Source organism: Vibrio sp. 10N.222.55.A1 (genome assembly GCF_041473835.1).
GTDB classification, from domain to species: Bacteria; Pseudomonadota; Gammaproteobacteria; order Enterobacterales; family Vibrionaceae; genus Vibrio; species Vibrio crassostreae_C.
Genome location: NZ_JBFRSX010000087.1, coordinates 24,021 through 43,532, shown reverse-complemented (window position 1 = coordinate 43,532; position 19,512 = coordinate 24,021). Strand labels below are relative to the sequence as shown.

The following is a 19,512-nucleotide window of genomic DNA, read 5'->3' as shown; positions in this document are numbered from 1 at the left end:
TCCAGAAACATAGCAAGCATTGTAGGGATTTAAAGGCAAACGATTACGTATCAGTTTAAAAAAATGTAAATTATTTTTTAAAGCTGTGGGGGACGTAATAGTCAGCAGGGTTTCGTTATATATATTATGGTTCCCATCCTACTCAAAATAATTTTAAACATTAAATAAAAAATGCAAATTGATATCCAAAGTCGTGATGTATTCTATGTTTCTGATGGAACGGCCATAACATGTGAGACTTTAGGGCATGTTGTTCTAGGTCAATTCCCTTTCAAAGCCAATGAAAAAACCTTTCCGTTTGTGGAAAGTGAGGACAAACTTTCTGATTTATTAAAAGAGATTGAAATTTCGTATCGTGATACCGGATTAGAACCGCTAGTGTTCTTTTCGATTGTGATACCTGATATCAAAAACAAATTGCTAGAAGCGCCCGCGCACTGTTATGACGTGTTAGAGAGCATCGTGCAGAAAGTACAGGATGACATTCAGATGGCGCCTGTTCCTAAGTTGCAGCGCTCACGCAGTGTAAACAAGGACTCGGTGAAGTATTTCGACCGTATTGCTGCGATTGAGTACACGCTCGCGCATGATGATGGCATCACGCTAAAAGGGCTGGAAGAAGCCGACATCATCTTGTTGGGTGTTTCTCGAAGTGGCAAAACACCAACAAGTTTGTATATGGCGATGCAGTTTGGCTTACGCGTAGCAAACTACCCATTTATCCACGATGACTTGGCACGCTTAAAGCTGTTGCCAGAGTTTGAGATTTACCGACATAAGCTGTTTGGTTTGACCATTGATGCAGAAAGGCTCACTGAAATTCGTGAGAACCGCTTAGCAGGCAGCGAATACGCCAGTGACTCACAATGTTTGTATGAATTGCAAACGGTAGAGGCGATGTTCCGTCGAGAAGCGATACCTTACATCAACACCTCTTCACTATCGGTTGAAGAAATTTCGACACGAATCTTGGAGCGAACAGGTTTGAGAAGGCGTCTGCTGTAAGACAAAGCCTTAGAGAAATAGAATGGCCAGATAAAAGAAAATCGAAGCTCGCAGTTTACACCTGAGAGCTTCGATTTTTTGTTTGTGCTCGTTGTAGTCGCTTGCGAGTCAGAGCTTGTTTTCTTAATCAGAGCTTGCTTTCTTAATCGAGATAGCTTTCTAGCGAAGTAAAGACAGCTTTAGCGTTTCACTTTTCTTTTCTAACCAGCGTTCAAGTGCTGGTGGCCATGTGATGCTTGGTTCTACGCAAAAGCCACGAAGCATCGAGAAATACACCGCTTGATCGACTAGAGGCAGTGATGACTCACCATTCTCTAGATCCAGTAAGAGTTCGGCATCTTTCAGTAATGGGTTAATCAGTTGAACGAACTGAGGCGTCTTTTCTAACAGTTCTTCAAAGTTAAAACCTTCGGTCTCTTTACTGGCACGCCAAGCTTCTTTAGCTCCAGCAGAGCGATATTCAGCCAAGTCGAGGTTCCACCAACGTGGGCGTCCAATCTGTTGAGTAAGAGGGAATGCGCGAGTTTGGAACACAGTCACTTGCTCAGATGGCACACGCTGTTCATCGCTTGATTTCAAGTCCATGAAGTACGCGATGATATCTAGGCTCTCTGCCATGATAGAGCCATCGTCTTTTTGTAAGACGGGTACCATCTTTTTACCGATCAGATCGATAAGGGTTTGGGCATCATCATAATCGACAGAAACAAGCTCAATGTTCAAGCCTAGCGATTGAGCAATGTAGGAGACTCTTGCACAGAAAGGGCAGTGATCGTAAATGTAAAGCTTCATAGCTTCCCTCATTCGGGTCTTTCTTAGTATAAGATGATGCTAATGTACCAGAAACTTTCGCAGACAATAAGCCTTTGTTAACAAGAACTATTCACTGCGATTAAGTGCACGGGAATATCAAGAGAACGATGAGAATAAGCACCTAGTGTAGAAACTCGTTGCCTAATTCTATTGTCAGTTGAGTGCGGTTTTATTGTAACGAGTAAGCTAATGAGAAAGCTGGTGGGTAAATGACGGGCATAAAAAAGGCTCTGGCTGCTTACTCTAATGCAGAAGAGTGAAGTCAGCCAAAGCCTCAATTTTGTTACCTTTAGTAGAGTGACTACTAAAAGGGCAGAGTGGTTAAACTATGCTTTTTTAAGATCTTGCGCTGGGTAAGTAAGCGTCATTGCGCCTTCTACCGTTGTAACGTGAACGTAGCCGCCACCAGCACTTAGGCCAGTTACTACCATTTCACCTAGTTCAACACCTTTTGTTGCTACAACGCGATCATCAACTGAAAACACTTTACACACCTTCAATAAATTAAATAAATACGATAGATATCGAACGCGGATTTAAACAGATGGGACCTCAATCAACTAATCCGGTTATTTGTCGTAAAGATTAAATTCAGTTATGTATAAATAATTATGTATTAAAAATCAGTTTGTTAACTTACGCTGTGACGTTATTTATCCGCTGGATACACTACACCAACTTGTTGGCGCATCTCTGTAATTAACTTCGCAACCGTTAAAGCGCGCAGTTGGGCCTGCGCTTGTGTTGCGTTGTCGCCAGTAATGCAGCTAGCAAAGGCCTGCGCTTCGTAACTCATGGAGTTTTCGCTTTGTGCTTGAGTAAGGTTTTCTACCGTGCCATCGCGGTAGCGGATCTTAACGTCAGTACATTCAGCGATGTGATCGATGATGATCGCCCCTAATTCACCTTGGATCTCGCTTGGCGCATAAGAGTCGCTGACTTTGGAGTGCGCAAGGGTCACATCAAACTCAGGGTATTGGAAGATCGCACAGCCATGAGCATCGACACCTGAATCAAGTAGCTTTGCAGAAGCCTGTGCGTTTTCAGGTTTGCCAAATAGCGCGACTGTCGCGGCAACACAGTAAAAGCCAATATCGACCAATGAGCCGTTAGAAAAAGCTGGGTTGAAGGTATTTGGGTTCTCGCCGTTTAGGTATTTTTGGTAGCGCGATGAATACTGGCAGTAGTTGATGTGTGCTTTATGTACCTTGCCAATCTTTTCTAACCCAAGTTGAACTTGCTTAAAGTTCGGTAGGAATTGAGATTTATACGCCTCAAACAGCACCACACCGTTTTTCTCAGCGACTTCGAACATGCGTGTTGCTTCATCAATATTTGATGCAACCGGCTTTTCACAGATAACATGCTTGCCGTGTTCCATCATGAAGATAGATTGCTCGCAATGCAGTGAGTTAGGGGAAGCGATGTACACGGCTTCTACAGTGTTGTCATTGGCCAATGCGTCGAGTGAGTCATACGTGGTTTCAACGTCAAATTCTTGGGCGAACTGTGCCGCGCTGTCTAGATTTCGAGAGTAAACCGCAGCAAGTTGCATCGATTGAGATTCGTGCGCAGCTTGAACAAACTTTTGTGTAATCCAATTGGTTCCAATTACAGCAAACTTAATCATATAGGTATCCAGTCGTTAGTCGTCGTTAGTATATTGATTCTGCAGAGATAGTAGCACTCAACGGCTGGCAATGTGCCTGAGATTTACGGAACAATTTCCCTAAACATAGTGCCTAATATTAATGTTCAGCCTTCACAGAGCGTCTGAGTTGACCAGTGTAACGGTGCACAACTAAGCCATTTTTGCTAAGGTGTTATTGAATTCAAACAAGGTGATGATATGCAAATCCGGACGGCCAAGGTAACTGATATTAACGCGATCTTAGCGCTCTCTGAGCAGATAAACCGTCAACATCATCTTGGTGCGCCTATGGTATTTGCACCAGCGTCACAAGGCTTGGCCGACAGTGAAGAGTATTGGTTAGGTTTGATGCTTGACCCACTTGGCGCTTTCTTGGTTGCAGTCGATGACAAGCAAGTCGTTGGTTTTTTAGCGGGTAAGGTAACGCAGAACAAAGGGGTCAGTTTTATTCAGCCGCACAAGGTGGCAAGGGTCAATACGATTGTGGTGAACGATCAGGTTCAGAGCCAAGGTGCTGGTCGAGCGTTAATGAAGTCTTTTAATCAATGGGCGCAGGCGAGAGGAGCGATAGAACTTAGGTTGGAGGTAATGGAGTTTAACCAACAAGCTCAGGGTTTCTATGAGTCGTTAGGAATGGAAACTCAGTCACGAACCATGTCCATGCGTTTTGAGGAGATATAAAGGTGCGTCTGTTTCTGCCTTTATCACTGTGTTTACTGTTTGTGGCTTCGAACGCGAATGCTGAGCAAGTCGTGGTCGAGAAAATAGTCTCTGACGCGACCGTTATCGAAACCATCGTATTCGAGTCTGCACTGGCTCATTCTCAACGTGTCTCAACGTCTTCATCTAACTCAACCTCTTCCACGAGCTCAAACTCCGAGCATGTGATTATTGTGGATGATGTTCTTAACAGTAGCCCTGATGAAAAGGTAGCTCAGTTTTCTCAAGGGTCATCGAAACGTCCACCTCAAAGTTCCTCTCGACAGTTTTACAACGTACCGGATAGCGCATCTGAGATAGATTCGCTGTCGCAAGTGGTTACGTTAGTTAAAGTCGATAAATCGAAACGTAGGATGTATCTGCTAAAAGGTGAAGAGGTGATTCAGGAGTTTCGTATTGCGCTAGGCAAACAACCGAAAGGGCATAAACGCTTTGAAGGGGACAACCGAACGCCGGAAGGGGAATACCAGCTCGATTATGTGATGGAAGAGTCGGACTTTTATCGCTCAGTACATATTAACTATCCGCAACCTTCGGATATGCAATGGGCAGAGCAAAATGATGTAGATCCTGGAGGAAACATCAAAATCCATGGCATCAAAAACGGCGAGCGTCGTTCGCCGAGCTTTATTCAAAGTTTTGATTGGACGGATGGCTGTATCGCGTTAACCAATCAAGATATGGATGAGTTTCTCCAACTTGTAAAAATGGGTACCCCTATCCATATCGAATGGTAGTCATTGGTACCCAGTTTTCTTAATCACTTTCCGCAGTCAATTAGCGCAATCAATTCGTAAAAGCAACGTCCAAACTTAACCGCTAAAGCCAGTTACAGTATGACTCGACCTGCACTGAATATTGCAATCACAATCAGCAATGCAATGGTGACTGGCTTAAACTTCGCTCCACCAAATCTTTCGAACAGTTTAGAACCCACATAACCGCCAAACATGCTGCTTGGTAGAAGCGCGAGAGTCAGCCAAACTACATCGCGGTCGACTAACCCAGCGATAGATGCCGAAACAAACGCAGTGGAATCAGCCAATACAAAGAAGGCTATCAGTCCGGCTCTAGCAATGTGCGGAGCGACTGGGCTTGCCAATGCATGAGTGCCAATTGGAGGTCCTGACATCGAAGCCGCGCCGTTCATTACACCTGCAAGGCTGCCTAGAATATAGGGAGCAAATCTAGGTTCGCTTTTGTACTGGAAGCCTTTATAGATCATAAGCGCAGACGCAAAAATGAAGGCACTGATGATCAAGATGATCGTGTCTTGGCTAACGGATTTAAGCAGAAGTAGGCCGACTGGTGTGAAGGCAAAACAAGGGATAAACACCTTTAAAACCCAGCGCCAGTTAACGTGCTTTCGAACTTTAGGCAGTAATTGAACATTGCCTAGGAGATCGATCAACATGAAGACGGGAACCAGTTCGATAACAGGCTCGAATAACGCACTTAATGGCAATGCCACTAAGGTGAAACCGAAACCTGAGAAGCCACGAACAATAGCGGCGAAAATGAAGATTGCACCCAAAATTGGGAAGGTTGGACTAAAAATGAGATCCATAAATTAAGTAACCAATGAAGCTGTCTAAATAGAGCGAGCTAATGAAACCAAGTGAGTAGCGGAATGTACTCCTACTCACTTGTGTTTGCTACCTAATTTTAAGGTTTCCCGAGAGTTAATTTTAAAGTCTCTCGGGGTTGTTTTTGCAGTATTCGCTTGGTCAATTTATAGAGGTAAATTGATTCGGAAGATCAGTGAATACGGCATCTACTTTTGAGATGAATTTGAAGTGAGAGGGATCGTTTACTGTGTAGCACCAAGTTTGAATATTTGCTTCACTGAGTGTATCAAGATCGCTCTGATTCACATGCTCGTAGTTCATGTGACAGCTGAACGCTTTAACCTCGTCAATCAACATCAAGTCGGCTTGAGTCAGCTGCTCTGTGATCACACCTACGCGGTATCTCGGCAGGTGAAGAGCCATTTCAGAAACCACTTGATGGCTGAAACTTGAAAGCAGCACTCTGTCGGTGTCTAGATTTGAACGAATCAACTCGGTATGCAGCAAATCAACGACATGAGGCGCTTGATGTCGACTGTCGACTTTGATCTCTAAGTTCACGCTGAGATCATGCTGCTCAACAAGCGCGAGCAACTCTTCCAACGTCAATATTCTTTCACCAGCGAACTGCTCAGACTTCCAACTGCCAAAATCGAGCTGACGCAGTTCTGCAAGGGTGTGCTCGTCGACACGACCCTTGCCATCACTACAGCGCTCGAGAGTGTGGTCGTGGCAAACGACAAGCTCATCATCCTGAGTTTGCTGAATATCGACTTCAATCCATTTCAAGCCAAGTTTAGCGGCTTGTTCAATACTTGCTTTGGTGTTTTCTGGGTGAGTACCCGCTACACCACGGTGACCTACGATGATAGATGACATAATTAATCCTTCTTGAATGCGCATCGTAAATATTTATTAAATATCAGTTTTCCCGAATACGCCAGAGTAATTGCTGGGCAAGAGTCTCTACACAGGATTCGGCTCATAAAAGTGATATTTTCCTCTTAGTACTTTCCTAGCAGTACTAAGAGGAAAAGCCTCTCGAGTGGAGAGGCTTTGGATGAGATGAGGCTTTGACCCGAACCTCGCTTTAGTGTGCGATATCGAGTTGGTTGTCTTTCACGCCGTTGATACGGAACCAACCTGCGATACTGAATCGTTCTGTGTTGGTTGGCAGAACTTCGTGTGGGAACTGCTCAGATAAGAACACAAACAGACGACCTGATTTTGGCGGAATGGTTGCGATGTGATTGTCTTGTAGGTCGTAAACTACAAGCTCACCTGCGTCTTCTTCTGTCCACTCGTCATTCATGTAGAACACGGTAGTCAGACGGCGGTTCTCATTGCCTTTGAAGCAGTCTAAGTGCTTCTGGTAGAAGTCGCCTTTTTCGTATTTAGCAAAGTGCGCTTCGTACTCGAACAGACCCAAAAAGAACGCTTGGTTTGCCGCTAAACGAATTTGTTCCATTTTGTCTAGGAACAGAGATGCTGGCTGACCCATATCGCGGCGCACCCATTGAATCTTGTCACTACGAATGGTCGACTCTCGCGTTACTTCATCGTTACGGCCAATCCTAGCCTTTTTCCAGTTCTCTGGAATGCAATCCCTCAATGCCACCACTTCTTCTTGAGTTAAGAAGTCATCCCAAACGAAATAACCTTGGGTAGAAAGAGCATCGATTAATTGGTTCATGTATAGCACTCAGACAATAAATTAGAGGCGCATATATAGTCCTAATAACTCAGGCCAACAAATCACATGTTTTGTCGTCACGATAAAACATGTGGAGGCTAGAGTAGCAAGGCCTATAGAGTAAGGTTTACGGCAATGCGGGCATTCGATAATGCTGAAAAATATCGGATGAAATTGATGGCAATCTTTGGAATTTGTTCCTGTGCACTGAGTTGAATTGGAATTGAGTAATTGAGTGAATACCAATAGAAATCTTGATTCGGGTTCTCTATCCGGTTTTAGATTGTTGTCTTTAACAAAATGATCACAATTGAAGTTGAATTTGCTATTGTATAGGTCTGACCAGTTGTTTTATCACAAGGAGCGGTTTTGCAGCTGCATACCATCAAAGGCTATATCCAAGACATGTATCTCGTAGAGTACCCAGATAGGTTGCTGTTACTTGATGGTGCGTGCCGTGCGGATATTCCTCATCTTAGGGCTTTCATTGAAGATGAGCTTGGCCGTGAATTTAGCGACCTACATACTGTGGTTGTTACACACATGCATCCTGACCATGCAGGGGCAGCGCACAAGCTCAGAAAGCTCACGAGCTGTAACTTGGTGGCAGCAAACCGAGACAAAGATTGGTATCACGGCATCGATGGCATTTTGATGCACCTGACCGACTTAGCGCTTGCTAGGTGGATGGCGAACCGCTTAGGCAAGCCTAAAGCAAACCTATGGTATTCAAGAAAGTTAAAGCCGGACTACAAGCTGTCTGATGGGGATAGTATTCCAGGGTTTGATGATTGGTTGGTTCTTGAAACACCGGGCCATACCGACCGTGATCTCTCGGTCTATTGCCCATCACACAGCGTGGCTTATGTGGCCGATTTAATGGTCGAGGTTAAGAAGAAGCTGATTCCGCCGTTTCCTATCTTTCACCCTAATAAGTATCGAGCGTCTGTATCGCGCATTTATGACATGCAGCTCGATACCTTGCTGGTGGCGCATGGTGGGCAAGTCGATTTCAGTCAGAAGGCTTTTGAACACCTGTTGATGAGTGCCCCAAGAAGGCCTGTTACACATTGGCGAGTGACGAAAATCAAAACCAAGAAATTACTTTTATCGATTGGGCGATTTGGTTTTCAATCTCATGGTAAATCGAAGAAATAGATCAGAAGCTTGAATGCAAAGTCGTGTATTCAGAGCTGAAAGTAGAAATAGAAAAATAGATAGCAATAAGGCCAGTCATGAGACTGGCCTTATATCGTTGTGAGTAGCTTTAGTTATAACCTGTGGAGCGGCTACGATGACTCGGATTAGTGAGTCAGCAGGAATTCACCCGCAGGGTCAACAATCACTTTGTCACTCATGCCTTGACGTCCAAGCAACATCATGTAAGTCATGTCTTGACGGTTGCTTAGCGTGATATCGATCGGCCATTGTTGGCCACCGATTCTTAGCATGGTTTCAATCACGCAACGGTGTTCAACTTCGCCGTTAGATGATTTAATTTTCTTACTTGTTTTCAGTTTCGCCTTGCAGCGCACCGTCTCTTCTAGGTGATAAACGTCTGGGTGAAGGTCGAACTCTACGAATTTCTCACCATTTGATTTAACACATAGTAGATTGTCTACGTGTAGAGAAGAGGTTTTAGCCCCTGTATCAACACGTGTATGTAGTCCAGTTATCCCTAACTCTGGTAAGCAAAGTGCTTCGGTATTCCCTATGATCATTTTATTGTTCATTTTCTTTCCAATCATGAGTTATCGGTATTCAATCAGCCCTTGCCACGAGTACGGTTAGCGTTTGGTTTTGCATTCTTCTCGATGAACTCGAAAATCATGTCTGCTACATCTTTACCCGTTGCTTTCTCGATGCCTTCTAGGCCTGGAGAAGAGTTTACTTCCATTACCACTGGGCCGTTCTTAGATTGTAGAATATCTACACCACATAGGTTTAGTCCCATGATTTTCGCTGCATTGATTGCTGTTGCGCGCTCTTCTTTGGTTAGTTTAACCAGTTGAGCAGTACCACCACGGTGCAGGTTAGAGCGGAATTCACCCTCACCAGCTTGACGCTTCATTGCAGCAATTACTTTGTTGCCAACAACAAAACAACGGATGTCTGCGCCATTTGCTTCTTCAATGAACTCTTGAACCAAGATGTTCGCTTTTAGACCCATGAACGCTTCGATAACGCTTTCTGCTGCTTTGTTTGTTTCAGCTAGAACTACACCGATACCTTGAGTACCTTCAAGTAGCTTGATCACAAGTGGTGCGCCACCTACGTTTTTGATCAGGTCTTGAATTTTGTCTGGGCGGCTAGCGAAACCTGTTTTTGGTAAGCCAATACCTTTGCGAGACAACAGTTGTAGTGAGCGCAGTTTGTCGCGAGAACGACTGATTGCTACTGACTCATTGATACAAAAAGTGCCCATCATTTCGAATTGGCGAACAACCGCAGTTCCGTAAAAGGTAATGGAAGCGCCAATACGTGGAATAACAGCATCGTATTGAGGTAGCTCTTCACCCATGTAGCGAATCTTCGGATTGTTACTCGCGATATCTATATCACAGTGCAACGTGTCGATAACATCGACCTGATGACCACGTGCTTCTCCAGCCTGCTTTAGACGAGCGGTAGAGTATAGATTTTCGTTGCGAGAAAGAATTGCGATACGCATGGCGTTTCCTTAGTTAATACCTGATTGGTAACTGCAAATAAATGAGTTGTTAGCTGAGCTTTCAGTTTTTTCTGAGGCTCCTTGCTTGCTTCGGGGCGAACCTTAAGGCTTTTCGTTCAACTAAGAAAACGAATTAAATTTGTCGAGTCGACAACGGAAATTTATCGATTGTGTGAGTTATTGGTACAGCAGGCTTGAGAGGGGAATTGGAATGGAAAAGCGAGTTGAGACCTAACTCATATTGGGGGTAGGAGCATATTAGGTTGTACCCAACTCGCGTTTACTCGGTGCTAAAAAGTGTACTAATAACGCCAGTTACATAGATCTAAAAGTGTTCGTAGTGCTTCTCTTTCGAGCTTACTGCAGGTGCTTTTTAGCTTGTTAAGATAGTATTTTCTCATGGTCATTACTCTCTCTGGTTAGGCTTTATTTACAACCTATGGTTTGTTGCTGACCCGTTCATTATGGATAATTAAGAGGAACTAAAAAACAGATGGTATTTTTATTGGTTGTTCCTGTTTTGGTCGCATTACACTACTTTTTGATGAATGTGTTTTATAATGAGCTTAATTAGGAAGAGCTATCTTTAAAAGGTTCACTATTTGTCTGATCTAAACATGATGCGTTACTACACGCGGCTAGAATCGTTCGAGCCAAACATTTCTCATTCAGTCACCCTAGCCGAAGTAGCGGATATGCTGTTTACAAGCTTGCGTCACGCTCGAACTTTACTTGGTAAGATGCATCAAGCTGAATGGGTGGTGTGGGAGCCAAAAGTTGGCAGGAATCAACGCTCTAACTTAACACTGCGTTTTAGCAATTCAGAGTTGGCGCAGCATGTTGCAATTAAACTGATAGAGCAGGGCAAGTACGAAAAAGCACTTTCCATATTGGATAATGACCGCGCTGTGTTTGGTTCTTTACTGCAAGAAACTTCCGGCGCGACCATGCGTGAAGGGCTGCTGCACGTTCAATTAACCTATAAGCGTAAGTTTGAGGATTTGTTTCCGCACCATATACACCGCAGTAGCGAACGATTTTTGATCAGACAGGTGTTTAGCTGCCTAGTGACGTGTAATGGTAAAGGTGAGTTAAAGCCTGAACTAGCTCACCATTGGGAATATGACACTGAGCAACTGGTTTGGACTTTCTATCTGCGCCCCGGTCTGACATTTCATGATGGTCAGCCAGTTGATGCCAAGCAGCTGGTTGCTTTGTTTACTGCTTTACAAGCTCTGCCTTTCTATCAAGCTGAGTTAGATCATGTTTCTTCCATCTACAGTGAACAGCCATTGAGGATCAGCTTTCAACTCACCAAAGCAGACACCGGGTTCGCGGGCTTATTGGCTGGCGTTAAGTATTCGATTCAACCTGCTGCGCAAGTCACACGAGAGCCATCGCCATTAAATTCGGTCTCTCATGCTGTGATTGGAACCGGCCCCTTCAAAGTGGTTGAGACCAATAATGAACGAATCAAGCTTGCCGCATTTGAACACTATTATGGTTGCCGCTCGTTAACCGATGAGGTGACTATCTGGCAGTTTGAGGAATCAATGACGGGCACTGCTCGTTTCGATGACAGCCAAATGCACGTATCGCCTTATGGAAATTCTTCTTGTTTCCATCAATTAGGGAAAAGCGATGCGGAACTTGTTTCAGCAGACACAGACGGCCTTCGTAGCCGAGTCGAGGATGGATGCTTGTTTATCCTGTTCAATCAGAACTCAGCGGCTAACCCACTAAATAATGAGCAGCGCAAATACCTTTCACAACTGACCAACCCACAAGCGATTTTGTCACAGTTGGAACATAACAAGGGTCTGTTTAGTGTCTCTTTAGCTCAAAATATACTGCCAAGTTGGCAGAAATTGTATCGAACGCCTTCGAAAGAGACACAACTGCCGAAAAAGATGAGTATAGCGGTTTACGATTATTATGCGTTGTATCGATGTGCGATTTGCGTATCTGACATACTCAAACGATATGGTGTGGAAGTTGAGGTGAACACCTACAGTTTTCGAGAATTGGCTCAGTTATCTCAGAGTGGCGAGTTAAAGGAGGACTTGGTGCTGTGTAACTTGAACCTCGATGACAATGCTCCGTCTTCGCTGTTCTCGTGGATGATGAACGATCCTGTTTTGCACTCTGCTTTAGGAGAGATGAACAGCGATTGGCTCAAGCAGCGCTTGGATAGTCATAAAGCATCCGTGGAACTGCCTAATTACTTGGCAGAGCTAGAACCTATCGCGTCTACTCTGATCTCAGATTATTGGTTAGTGCCTATGTTCCATCACTTACAGACCGTTCGTTTCCAAGGGATTCTTAAAAACGTAGCCATCACCAACTGGGGATGGCCAGATTTCAAGAATGTATGGTCTGCTGATTAACCTTTCTGACTAGCTAAATAACTAAGTTAACTCGTTGCCAAAGTTGGTTTTTCCAAAATCGACTTTGACACGCTTACGTCTAGATAAATTAAAAATTACACTCGGTGGTTTACTTTTTGGTTTTGGCATATAAACTAGTCGGTGTAGTTTATGTGTTGGGTCTATCCCAACGGTTAAAGAGATACCAATGAAAAAATATCTATTACCGATTTTAGGAGTACTTGCCGTGGTCGCTATCGTAAGCACAGGTTCACAATCAAACGACAATCTAGATAAGCTTCCAAAGAAGTTTGCTAACAGTGAGTTGGAATACAAATCGGGTATGTCTGATATTTTTTCAATCTTGAAAGCATACGTGACTGTGGAAAGAAACGAGCCAGTGCCGCGCGCTGCATTGCCTTTGATTCCAATGACAGCTGAGCAATTGATCGAAGAACAAGACGACGTTGCTTACCGCTTAGGTCACTCAAGCGTGATGATGAAGCTGGATGGCAAGTTAGTGATGACTGACCCTGTGTTCAGTGATCGTGCATCACCGGTGCAATGGATGGGACCAAAGCGTTTTCATCCGACACCAATCACACTGCAAGACCTACCCGATATTGATGTGGTGGTGATCAGCCACGATCACTACGACCATTTAGACAAAGGTGCCGTGAAGGTATTAGCCGACAAAGTAGGGACGTTCTTAGTGCCATTAAGAGTGGGCGCACTGTTGGAAAAGTGGGGCGTGGATAAAGAGAAGATCATCGAATTGAACTGGTGGGAATCGGCAACGGCCTCAGACATTGAGTTCACGTTGACACCGACACAGCATTTCTCTGGTCGTGGCTTGCTTGATCGTGACCAAACACTGTGGGGCAGTTGGGTTATTAACGCTTCAGACAAGAAAGTCTTCTTTAGCGGTGATTCTGGTTACTTCAATGGCTTTAAAGAGATTGGCGACCGTTTTGGGCCGTTTGATTTAACCATGGTTGAAACGGGTGCGTATAACTCACTTTGGGCGGATATTCATATGTTCCCAGAACAGAGTGTTCAGGCACACATTGATCTGCAAGGTAAGGTGATGATGCCAATCCACAACAGTACCTTCGACCTTTCTATGCATGATTGGCAAGACCCAATGGAACAAGCACTGGCGATAAGCAAAGAGCGAGATGTACAAATGGTAAGCCCGGTGATGGGTGAACGTTTGGTGATCTCAGAGCCTGTACCTGTTCAGGCATGGTGGAAACTAGCATCGAATTAGAGCTGTCATCCAAATAGACATAGCTAAACCACTAAGCTGTACAACCCAACTTATACACGAAACGCCACCGATCTTACGATTCGGTGGCGTTTTTTCGTTTTATTTTTAAGATCAGCTTTCTAAGTTCTGCGCCATTTTCTTCGCAATTTTTCTGAATTGTTCTAACTCGTCTTCGGCCATGCCTTTGGTCATTCTCTTCAGCATGTCTCGATCGATATCCGAGACCTTACTCATGATCTCTTGACCCTTATCAGTCAGAACCAATAACTGGCTGCGCTTGTCTTCCGGGTTCGGAGACTTCTTCACAAGTTCCTGATTGATCAAGGCATTAATGAGCCGAGTGACCTGTGCTTTATCACGATCTAGGAAGTGTGCGATATCGATAGCGGTACATGGAGACTTCTTAGTAATGATCTTCATGACACGAATGTTCATAGGTGCGATCTCTGAGTCTAAGCTCTCAATCTGTTCGCTCATTTGACGTTTCAAAGAGTGCACTAGACGAAAGATTGATTCTAGCGATGTGTTATCAGACATAAACTATCCTTAGAAATATAGTTGACATTATCAACTACTGTATTTATAGTTGACATTATCAACTTAATTGTTCGTAAATTCAAGACAGGAAATAGATATGACGATTCAAGCAACTCTAACGCCAACTCTTCCTGAGCAAAAAGGCACACCGGTTTTATACAAAGTTTTGGTCATGATGAGCTTAATGCTGACGATTGGCGGCAGTTTAACGGCTGTGATGACTTACATGAATGTCGGATTCGGCGAGGAATTTATTGGCAACTGGCTTTCTTCGTTAGCCCTTGTTGTCGTGATCATGATGCCAATGGGCACGGTGATGATGGCTTTAGTCACCAAAGCCGTTGCTAGAGTGTTCACAACTTATAGCGAGAAAGTTCGCAACCTGATCGTAGGACTGATCATGGCATTCATAATGGAGTCCATGATGGCATTTGTAACAGCGGCAAATAACATTGGATTTTCGGATACATCGGCGTTTACCAGTGGATGGTTTAATGGATTTATTGCCGCACTTCCCATTGGCCTTGCGATCATGGTCGTGATGTCGATGACGGTTAAACCTAAGCTCGAACGATTCATGAAGAGCTAACCAAAACACTTTTTAAGCATTTTAGGAGGTCCAAATGAAAGCATTCACAGGCAAACACAATAACTACCGTATCACTATCGAAGAAGTGAACATCAAAGAAGATCGTGAACTTCAAACCATGCAGTTTGAAATTGAAGACAGAGAAGATATGTTCGCGATTGTTGAGAAGATCAAACATGACAGCGGCTTAGATGAGCAATCAGCAGCGCGACTAGGAGTGAGCATTCGCTTGTTAGGCCCATTGATGATGCAAGATAGAAAACACCCTCTGTTTGTTGATTTTATGCCTCACTTCAGAAACTTCATGCAGAATTTGAAGAAGACGTTGAAAGGGCAGTAAAGCCTAACCATCAGCAACACATCGAAAAGCCAGTAACGAACTTACTGGCTTTTTTACATTTAAATCAAAATAGTTTCAGTTGTTTGCGTCTAGAATATGCGAAAATTGATGGCTGAATTTTCGGTGTAGCACCGTTGTTGAATTGTCTATTCAAGCTTTAAGAAATCCGATATTATACTGGTCATAAAACTAAAGGTGGTATTATATGACAAATGTATTTAAACAAGCAGCTGAAGAACTGTTGAGTCGTCGTGTTGCTGGCACCAAAGCACCAAGATTGGACGAACAGTACCGTCCGAATAACTTGGAAGATGCGCTAAAGATCCAATCTTCAATGATCGATTTGAAAAGCGATAAAGTCGGCGGTTGGAAGTGCTTACTTCCTCTGGCTGAAGACAAGTTTGTTGTTGCGCCAATCTTCTCGGGCAGCGTTCAACAAGGCGAAGTTTGTGAACTGTTTGCTGACAACGGCGTAGTACGCGTTGAGCCTGAAATCGCATTTACGCTTGCTAAGAGCCTGCCTGCAAGCCAAGAAGGCTACAGCGAAGAGCAAATCAACGAAGCGATTGGTTCTTGCCACATGGCACTTGAGTTAATGCAGTCTCGTTTTGCGGATGACAGCGGCGCTGAGTTCTATGAAAAGCTGGCCGATGGCCTAGTAAACCAAGGTCTATTTATTGGCTCTGAGATTGATCGCGAAAAAGCGTTCACTTCTGCAGAGATCAGTATTGAAGTGACTCAAGGCGAGCAAGTTCAAGCATTCGACGGTAAGCACCCGAATACACTGCCACCAAGCCCAATTTACTGGCTGATTAACTACATGACACGTCGTGGTGTTGATTTCCAAGCGGGTGAAGCCATTATCACGGGCTCTTACTGCGGTATCGTGGAAATGGAATTCGATAAACCAACGACCTTCCACTACGAAGGCATTGGCGAATACCAAGTGACGTTCAAGCAGAAACGCTAACTTCTAGCGGCGCACTATCTGTTATCGAAAGGCTGTTTACTGATGAGTAAATAGCCTTTTTTATTACGTGATGCTCAATAGGGTTCTTATTACTTTGCATTAAATTAGGCGTTTAGACGTCTAGACGTTGACAAGTTCTAAGTGTGACATTAGTCTGCTCACCTTCCTGTTCTATTGTGTTGTCGTTCCATGTCCAATTCAAAAAATTCTAACGCGGTAATTGCCCCTTCTGCAGTGGCGCTTATCCCTCTGATTGTCTTTCTTGCGCTGTTTATTGGCGTGGGTACGTATCTGTCGCTACAAGGCGTCGATTTTGCTTTCTATCAGCTTCCAGCTCCGATTGCGGCTCTGCCTGCCGTGATGTTGGCGTTGCTATTGAGCAAAGATAAATTGAACCGTGCGATCGAGCAGTTCTTAGGTGGTGTGGGTCACAAAGACATTATTGCAATGTGTATGATCTACCTATTGGCGGGTGCTTTTGCTGCTGTGGCTAAAGCTTCTGGTGGTGTGGACGCGACGGTAAACCTTGGTCTATCTGCTATCCCAACGAGCATGATCCTACCGGGCATCTTCCTTATTTCGGCGTTCATTGCGACGGCAATGGGTACTTCTATGGGTACTATCGCTGCGGTTGCTCCTGTTGCACTAGGCATTGCTGACTCAGCTGGCATGAGTATTCCTCTAACCGCTGGCGTAGTGCTAAGTGGCGCTATGTTTGGTGATAACCTTTCTATCATCTCTGATACCACGATTGCCGCGACACGCTCGCAAGGCTGTGAGATGAGAGATAAGTTTAAAGAGAACATCCGCATTGCACTTCCTGCTGCACTTATCGCGATTGTTATCTTTGCTTTCAACAGCACGGCAACTCAGGTACCTGAAACAGGCCCAATTGAATGGCTGAAAGTCCTTCCGTACATCACTATCCTAATCCTTGCGGTATCGGGCATGAATGTGTTCGTTGTGTTGACGATTGGTATCTTGCTAGCGGGTGGAGTGAGCCTAGGTTCTATTGAGAACTACGGTATGACGGATTACGCTCAAGACATCTACGCAGGCTTTGGTAACATGCAAGAGATCTTCTTACTGTCGATGCTGATTGGTGGTTTGAGTGAGTTGATGCGTCGCCAAGGTGGATTAGCGTTTCTGACTAACTTAGTGAGCGGTTTGATTCGTGCGTTTGGTTCTTCACACTCTAAGCAAGCAAATGGCCGCGCAAGTGAGCTAGGTATTGCTGGCTTGGTATCAATGGTGAACCTATGTACGGCAAACAACACCGTAGCAATCATTGTTTCTGGTAGTGTTGCTCGTCAATTAGCTGAAGAGAACGATGTATCTCCACGTCGCTCTGCAAGCTTGTTGGATATCTTCTCGTGTGTGATTCAAGGCGTATTGCCTTACGGTGCTCAGGTGTTGCTATTGGGCTCTGTGTTTAACCTATCGCCGCTAGAGATCGTGTCTAACTCTTACTACTGTTTCGCGCTTGCAATCGTGGCTGTAGTCGCTGTGTTTATTAAACACCCAGCGCGTAAAGTGGCTAACGCTTAGTAGTAATTGACCAAACTGAGTGATCACTGATTTTGATAAGAAGGCTCCGACAGGGGCCTTTTTTGCGCCTGAACGAATTGTTTGGAAGCTAATTCTGATTTGAATATAGACAAAACCGCCATTGTGGACGGTTTTGAGCTTTATTAAAGTTGGCTTTCAAGCTCGCTAGCGGTCGCGACATTGCCGTAACCAAAGCTCAGTGCGGCCATAAATGCCGCATGGACATGCGCAGCGGGAACCTTAACACCGTTGAATTCCATGTCTAAGGTTGTGCAAGCATCATGCGCTACGTGGCATTCGTAGCCTAAATCGGTAGCTGCACGAGTCACAGCATCAATACACATGTGGCTCATTGCGCCAACGATGATCAGTTTCTCAATGCCTTGATCTTTTAGCACCTTGTTCAGTTCAGTATCTCTAAAGCTATTGATTTGATGCTTTACGATAACAGGTTCACCCTCTAGCGGAGTCACGCTGTTGTGGATTTGAGCACCGTCTGAATCTGGCAAGAAGAAGGGTGCTTCGTTGGTTGAAAATTCATGGCGCACATGAACGATTGGTAGTTGCTTGTCTCTGAAAGCCTGTAATAACTGAGCACCTTTTTCGGCTGCCTTTTCTGTTTCAGACAGTGTCCACTTTGCATCCTCGTATGAAGGGAAATAGTCATTTTGAAAGTCGATAAGTAGTAATGCAGTGTTCTTCATAGTCTATACCTTTGTATTTGGTGTGTTGCGGTGTAGGGATATTATGAATACTCTGTAGTTTTTATCGCACGTCAAAAATGACGGACTCTATGGCAATAGTGACAAAATCAATTATGGTCGAAATCATCGACTACCCAGGCTCTTTGCAAAGTGCCGTGTTTGGAGTGAAAGAGTTTCTTCAGTTGGCTAATGGCATTGAGTCTTCCAATGAGCAGGTTCAGTTTCATGTTGAAATTAAGCCTCATGACGACTTGTCTAAGTCGACCAACGAATCACTTGAGAACTCAAAGACCGACATTATTCTAGTGCCGCCAAACTTAGATGGCAGATACTACCTAGAGCCAGATGAAGGGCTGTTGGACTACCTTGTGCAGTCTCATCAACGTGGGGCGATCCTGTGTTCTGCTTGCGCGGGCGTGTTTATTTTGGCGGGAACGGGTTTGTTGCAAGGACGAACCGTGACAACGCATTGGAAAGCGCAGCAACAGTTTTCGGAGCAGTATGCTGAGGTCGATGTTGATGTCGACAAAATCTTGATCGATGATGCTGACATTATCACCGCAGGTGGTTTGATGTCGTGGATGGATCTGGCTCTGTTTATCCTGACTAAATATACGACGCCGACCAATACTCGTAATCTCGGTAAATACCTAGTGCTTGATACGGGTTTGAGAGAGCAGCGCTACTATCAGAGTTTTGTGCCGAATTATGCTCACGGCAATGACAAGATTGTGTCGGTGCAGCGTTTTATTCAGAAGCATCATCATCTCCCTTTGTCGCTCGATCAATTGGCGGAAGAAGCCTTCATGACACGAAGAACCTTTATCCGACAATTTACCAAAGCGACCAGTTTTACGCCTATCAATTATATCCAACACGTGCGTATTCAAAGTGCATGCGAGTTATTAGAAAGCTCGCACAAACCAGTTGAGCAGATTAGCTACCTAGTTGGCTATGAGGACGTAAATAGCTTTCGAAAAGTCTTTATGAAAATCATCGGCTTAACACCATCAAGGTTTCGCTCTAGATTTCTATCAGAGGAATGATTTTAATTAGTCACCATTCCT

Annotated in this window: 21 protein-coding genes; 11 read left to right on the top strand and 10 right to left on the bottom strand. The window is 44.4% G+C overall.

Annotated features, from left to right (window positions below):
- Positions 1 to 171 precede the first annotated feature (171 nt).
- Entirely contained in the window at positions 172 to 1,005 is an 834-nt protein-coding gene (locus AB4493_RS20925) for a pyruvate, water dikinase regulatory protein (protein ID WP_372155758.1), read from the top strand.
- Positions 1,006 to 1,164: 159 nt separating this feature from the next.
- On the opposite strand, the gene grxB is transcribed toward AB4493_RS20925, so the two are convergent.
- From grxB to AB4493_RS20910, 3 genes are all read right to left on the bottom strand, one after another.
- A complete protein-coding gene (grxB, locus tag AB4493_RS20920; protein WP_102394180.1) occupies positions 1,165 to 1,797 on the bottom strand; it encodes a glutaredoxin 2 in 633 nt (210 codons plus the stop codon).
- Between the two features lie 347 nt (positions 1,798 to 2,144).
- On the bottom strand, positions 2,145 to 2,303 hold the full coding sequence (locus tag AB4493_RS20915; RefSeq protein ID WP_004733064.1) for a hypothetical protein: 159 nt from the start codon (positions 2,301 to 2,303) through the stop codon (positions 2,145 to 2,147).
- Between the two features lie 164 nt (positions 2,304 to 2,467).
- Positions 2,468 to 3,448, bottom strand: a complete 981-nt coding sequence (locus tag AB4493_RS20910) for a Gfo/Idh/MocA family protein (RefSeq protein ID WP_372155757.1) — start codon at positions 3,446 to 3,448, stop codon at positions 2,468 to 2,470.
- Between the two features lie 219 nt (positions 3,449 to 3,667).
- Between AB4493_RS20910 and AB4493_RS20905 the strand changes: the two genes are divergently transcribed.
- Both AB4493_RS20905 and AB4493_RS20900 read left to right on the top strand, forming a co-directional pair.
- On the top strand, positions 3,668 to 4,150 hold the full coding sequence (locus AB4493_RS20905; protein ID WP_065584882.1) for a GNAT family N-acetyltransferase: 483 nt from the start codon (positions 3,668 to 3,670) through the stop codon (positions 4,148 to 4,150).
- Between the two features lie 2 nt (positions 4,151 to 4,152).
- The gene (locus tag AB4493_RS20900) at positions 4,153 to 4,926 is read left to right on the top strand and encodes a murein L,D-transpeptidase family protein (RefSeq protein WP_372155756.1); all 774 of its coding nucleotides are present in this window, start codon (positions 4,153 to 4,155) and stop codon (positions 4,924 to 4,926) included.
- Positions 4,927 to 5,018: 92 nt separating this feature from the next.
- Here AB4493_RS20900 and AB4493_RS20895 read toward each other — a convergent pair whose 3' ends face one another.
- The 3 genes from AB4493_RS20895 to AB4493_RS20885 all read right to left on the bottom strand — a co-directional run bounded on the left by AB4493_RS20895 (position 5,019) and on the right by AB4493_RS20885 (position 7,450).
- A complete protein-coding gene (locus AB4493_RS20895) occupies positions 5,019 to 5,756 on the bottom strand; it encodes a sulfite exporter TauE/SafE family protein (RefSeq protein WP_372155755.1) in 738 nt (245 codons plus the stop codon).
- Between the two features lie 160 nt (positions 5,757 to 5,916).
- Positions 5,917 to 6,636, bottom strand: a complete 720-nt coding sequence (locus AB4493_RS20890; RefSeq protein WP_136973833.1) for a glycerophosphodiester phosphodiesterase family protein — start codon at positions 6,634 to 6,636, stop codon at positions 5,917 to 5,919.
- A 211-nt stretch (positions 6,637 to 6,847) separates the two neighbouring features.
- Positions 6,848 to 7,450 (bottom strand): 2OG-Fe(II) oxygenase, encoded by a 603-nt coding sequence (locus tag AB4493_RS20885; RefSeq protein ID WP_019824666.1) that lies wholly within the window; start codon positions 7,448 to 7,450, stop codon positions 6,848 to 6,850.
- 369 nt (positions 7,451 to 7,819) lie between these two features.
- Between AB4493_RS20885 and AB4493_RS20880 the strand changes: the two genes are divergently transcribed.
- Positions 7,820 to 8,608 (top strand): MBL fold metallo-hydrolase, encoded by a 789-nt coding sequence (locus AB4493_RS20880; protein ID WP_017060570.1) that lies wholly within the window; start codon positions 7,820 to 7,822, stop codon positions 8,606 to 8,608.
- Between the two features lie 146 nt (positions 8,609 to 8,754).
- Here AB4493_RS20880 and AB4493_RS20875 read toward each other — a convergent pair whose 3' ends face one another.
- A complete protein-coding gene (locus AB4493_RS20875; RefSeq protein ID WP_004740039.1) occupies positions 8,755 to 9,183 on the bottom strand; it encodes a RimK/LysX family protein in 429 nt (142 codons plus the stop codon).
- Positions 9,184 to 9,215: 32 nt separating this feature from the next.
- On the bottom strand, positions 9,216 to 10,121 hold the full coding sequence (rimK, locus tag AB4493_RS20870) for a 30S ribosomal protein S6--L-glutamate ligase (RefSeq protein WP_004740040.1): 906 nt from the start codon (positions 10,119 to 10,121) through the stop codon (positions 9,216 to 9,218).
- A gap of 602 nt (positions 10,122 to 10,723) precedes the next feature.
- On the opposite strand from rimK, the gene AB4493_RS20865 reads away from it, so the two are divergent.
- Both AB4493_RS20865 and AB4493_RS20860 read left to right on the top strand, forming a co-directional pair.
- On the top strand, positions 10,724 to 12,508 hold the full coding sequence (locus tag AB4493_RS20865; RefSeq protein ID WP_136979405.1) for an SgrR family transcriptional regulator: 1,785 nt from the start codon (positions 10,724 to 10,726) through the stop codon (positions 12,506 to 12,508).
- A gap of 187 nt (positions 12,509 to 12,695) precedes the next feature.
- A complete protein-coding gene (locus AB4493_RS20860) occupies positions 12,696 to 13,757 on the top strand; it encodes an MBL fold metallo-hydrolase (RefSeq protein WP_371725547.1) in 1,062 nt (353 codons plus the stop codon).
- A gap of 111 nt (positions 13,758 to 13,868) precedes the next feature.
- Here AB4493_RS20860 and AB4493_RS20855 read toward each other — a convergent pair whose 3' ends face one another.
- Positions 13,869 to 14,294 carry a MarR family winged helix-turn-helix transcriptional regulator gene (locus tag AB4493_RS20855; RefSeq protein ID WP_017060573.1) on the bottom strand — a complete coding sequence of 142 codons (426 nt, stop codon included), beginning with the start codon at positions 14,292 to 14,294 and terminating at the stop codon, positions 13,869 to 13,871.
- Positions 14,295 to 14,391: 97 nt separating this feature from the next.
- Here AB4493_RS20855 and AB4493_RS20850 point away from each other — a divergent pair, with 97 nt between their 5' ends.
- The 4 genes from AB4493_RS20850 to AB4493_RS20835 all read left to right on the top strand — a co-directional run bounded on the left by AB4493_RS20850 (position 14,392) and on the right by AB4493_RS20835 (position 17,741).
- On the top strand, positions 14,392 to 14,883 hold the full coding sequence (locus tag AB4493_RS20850; protein WP_017081271.1) for a DUF2798 domain-containing protein: 492 nt from the start codon (positions 14,392 to 14,394) through the stop codon (positions 14,881 to 14,883).
- A 34-nt stretch (positions 14,884 to 14,917) separates the two neighbouring features.
- Entirely contained in the window at positions 14,918 to 15,223 is a 306-nt protein-coding gene (locus AB4493_RS20845) for a DUF3861 domain-containing protein (RefSeq protein ID WP_017060575.1), read from the top strand.
- Between the two features lie 205 nt (positions 15,224 to 15,428).
- On the top strand, positions 15,429 to 16,193 hold the full coding sequence (locus AB4493_RS20840) for a hydratase (protein WP_017060576.1): 765 nt from the start codon (positions 15,429 to 15,431) through the stop codon (positions 16,191 to 16,193).
- A gap of 189 nt (positions 16,194 to 16,382) precedes the next feature.
- Positions 16,383 to 17,741 carry a Na+/H+ antiporter NhaC family protein gene (locus tag AB4493_RS20835; RefSeq protein ID WP_136973830.1) on the top strand — a complete coding sequence of 453 codons (1,359 nt, stop codon included), beginning with the start codon at positions 16,383 to 16,385 and terminating at the stop codon, positions 17,739 to 17,741.
- Positions 17,742 to 17,884: 143 nt separating this feature from the next.
- On the opposite strand, the gene AB4493_RS20830 is transcribed toward AB4493_RS20835, so the two are convergent.
- The gene (locus AB4493_RS20830; protein ID WP_372155754.1) at positions 17,885 to 18,445 is read right to left on the bottom strand and encodes a cysteine hydrolase family protein; all 561 of its coding nucleotides are present in this window, start codon (positions 18,443 to 18,445) and stop codon (positions 17,885 to 17,887) included.
- Between the two features lie 89 nt (positions 18,446 to 18,534).
- Here AB4493_RS20830 and AB4493_RS20825 point away from each other — a divergent pair, with 89 nt between their 5' ends.
- Positions 18,535 to 19,491 carry a GlxA family transcriptional regulator gene (locus AB4493_RS20825; protein ID WP_372155752.1) on the top strand — a complete coding sequence of 319 codons (957 nt, stop codon included), beginning with the start codon at positions 18,535 to 18,537 and terminating at the stop codon, positions 19,489 to 19,491.
- Positions 19,492 to 19,512: the final 21 nt, after the last annotated feature.

What these genes read in the sequence shown, in the direction of transcription:
- AB4493_RS20925 (WP_372155758.1), top strand. Translation starts at nt 172, where the DNA reads ATGCAAATTGATATCCAAAGTCGTGATGTATTCTATGTTTCTGATGGA.
- grxB (WP_102394180.1), bottom strand. Translation starts at nt 1,797, where the DNA reads ATGAAGCTTTACATTTACGATCACTGCCCTTTCTGTGCAAGAGTCTCC.
- AB4493_RS20910 (WP_372155757.1), bottom strand. Translation starts at nt 3,448, where the DNA reads ATGATTAAGTTTGCTGTAATTGGAACCAATTGGATTACACAAAAGTTT.
- AB4493_RS20905 (WP_065584882.1), top strand. Translation starts at nt 3,668, where the DNA reads ATGCAAATCCGGACGGCCAAGGTAACTGATATTAACGCGATCTTAGCG.
- AB4493_RS20895 (WP_372155755.1), bottom strand. Translation starts at nt 5,756, where the DNA reads ATGGATCTCATTTTTAGTCCAACCTTCCCAATTTTGGGTGCAATCTTC.
- AB4493_RS20890 (WP_136973833.1), bottom strand. Translation starts at nt 6,636, where the DNA reads ATGTCATCTATCATCGTAGGTCACCGTGGTGTAGCGGGTACTCACCCA.
- AB4493_RS20885 (WP_019824666.1), bottom strand. Translation starts at nt 7,450, where the DNA reads ATGAACCAATTAATCGATGCTCTTTCTACCCAAGGTTATTTCGTTTGG.
- AB4493_RS20875 (WP_004740039.1), bottom strand. Translation starts at nt 9,183, where the DNA reads ATGAACAATAAAATGATCATAGGGAATACCGAAGCACTTTGCTTACCA.
- rimK (WP_004740040.1), bottom strand. Translation starts at nt 10,121, where the DNA reads ATGCGTATCGCAATTCTTTCTCGCAACGAAAATCTATACTCTACCGCT.
- AB4493_RS20860 (WP_371725547.1), top strand. Translation starts at nt 12,696, where the DNA reads ATGAAAAAATATCTATTACCGATTTTAGGAGTACTTGCCGTGGTCGCT.
- AB4493_RS20855 (WP_017060573.1), bottom strand. Translation starts at nt 14,294, where the DNA reads ATGTCTGATAACACATCGCTAGAATCAATCTTTCGTCTAGTGCACTCT.
- AB4493_RS20850 (WP_017081271.1), top strand. Translation starts at nt 14,392, where the DNA reads ATGACGATTCAAGCAACTCTAACGCCAACTCTTCCTGAGCAAAAAGGC.
- AB4493_RS20845 (WP_017060575.1), top strand. Translation starts at nt 14,918, where the DNA reads ATGAAAGCATTCACAGGCAAACACAATAACTACCGTATCACTATCGAA.
- AB4493_RS20840 (WP_017060576.1), top strand. Translation starts at nt 15,429, where the DNA reads ATGACAAATGTATTTAAACAAGCAGCTGAAGAACTGTTGAGTCGTCGT.
- AB4493_RS20835 (WP_136973830.1), top strand. Translation starts at nt 16,383, where the DNA reads ATGTCCAATTCAAAAAATTCTAACGCGGTAATTGCCCCTTCTGCAGTG.
- AB4493_RS20830 (WP_372155754.1), bottom strand. Translation starts at nt 18,445, where the DNA reads ATGAAGAACACTGCATTACTACTTATCGACTTTCAAAATGACTATTTC.
- AB4493_RS20825 (WP_372155752.1), top strand. Translation starts at nt 18,535, where the DNA reads ATGGCAATAGTGACAAAATCAATTATGGTCGAAATCATCGACTACCCA.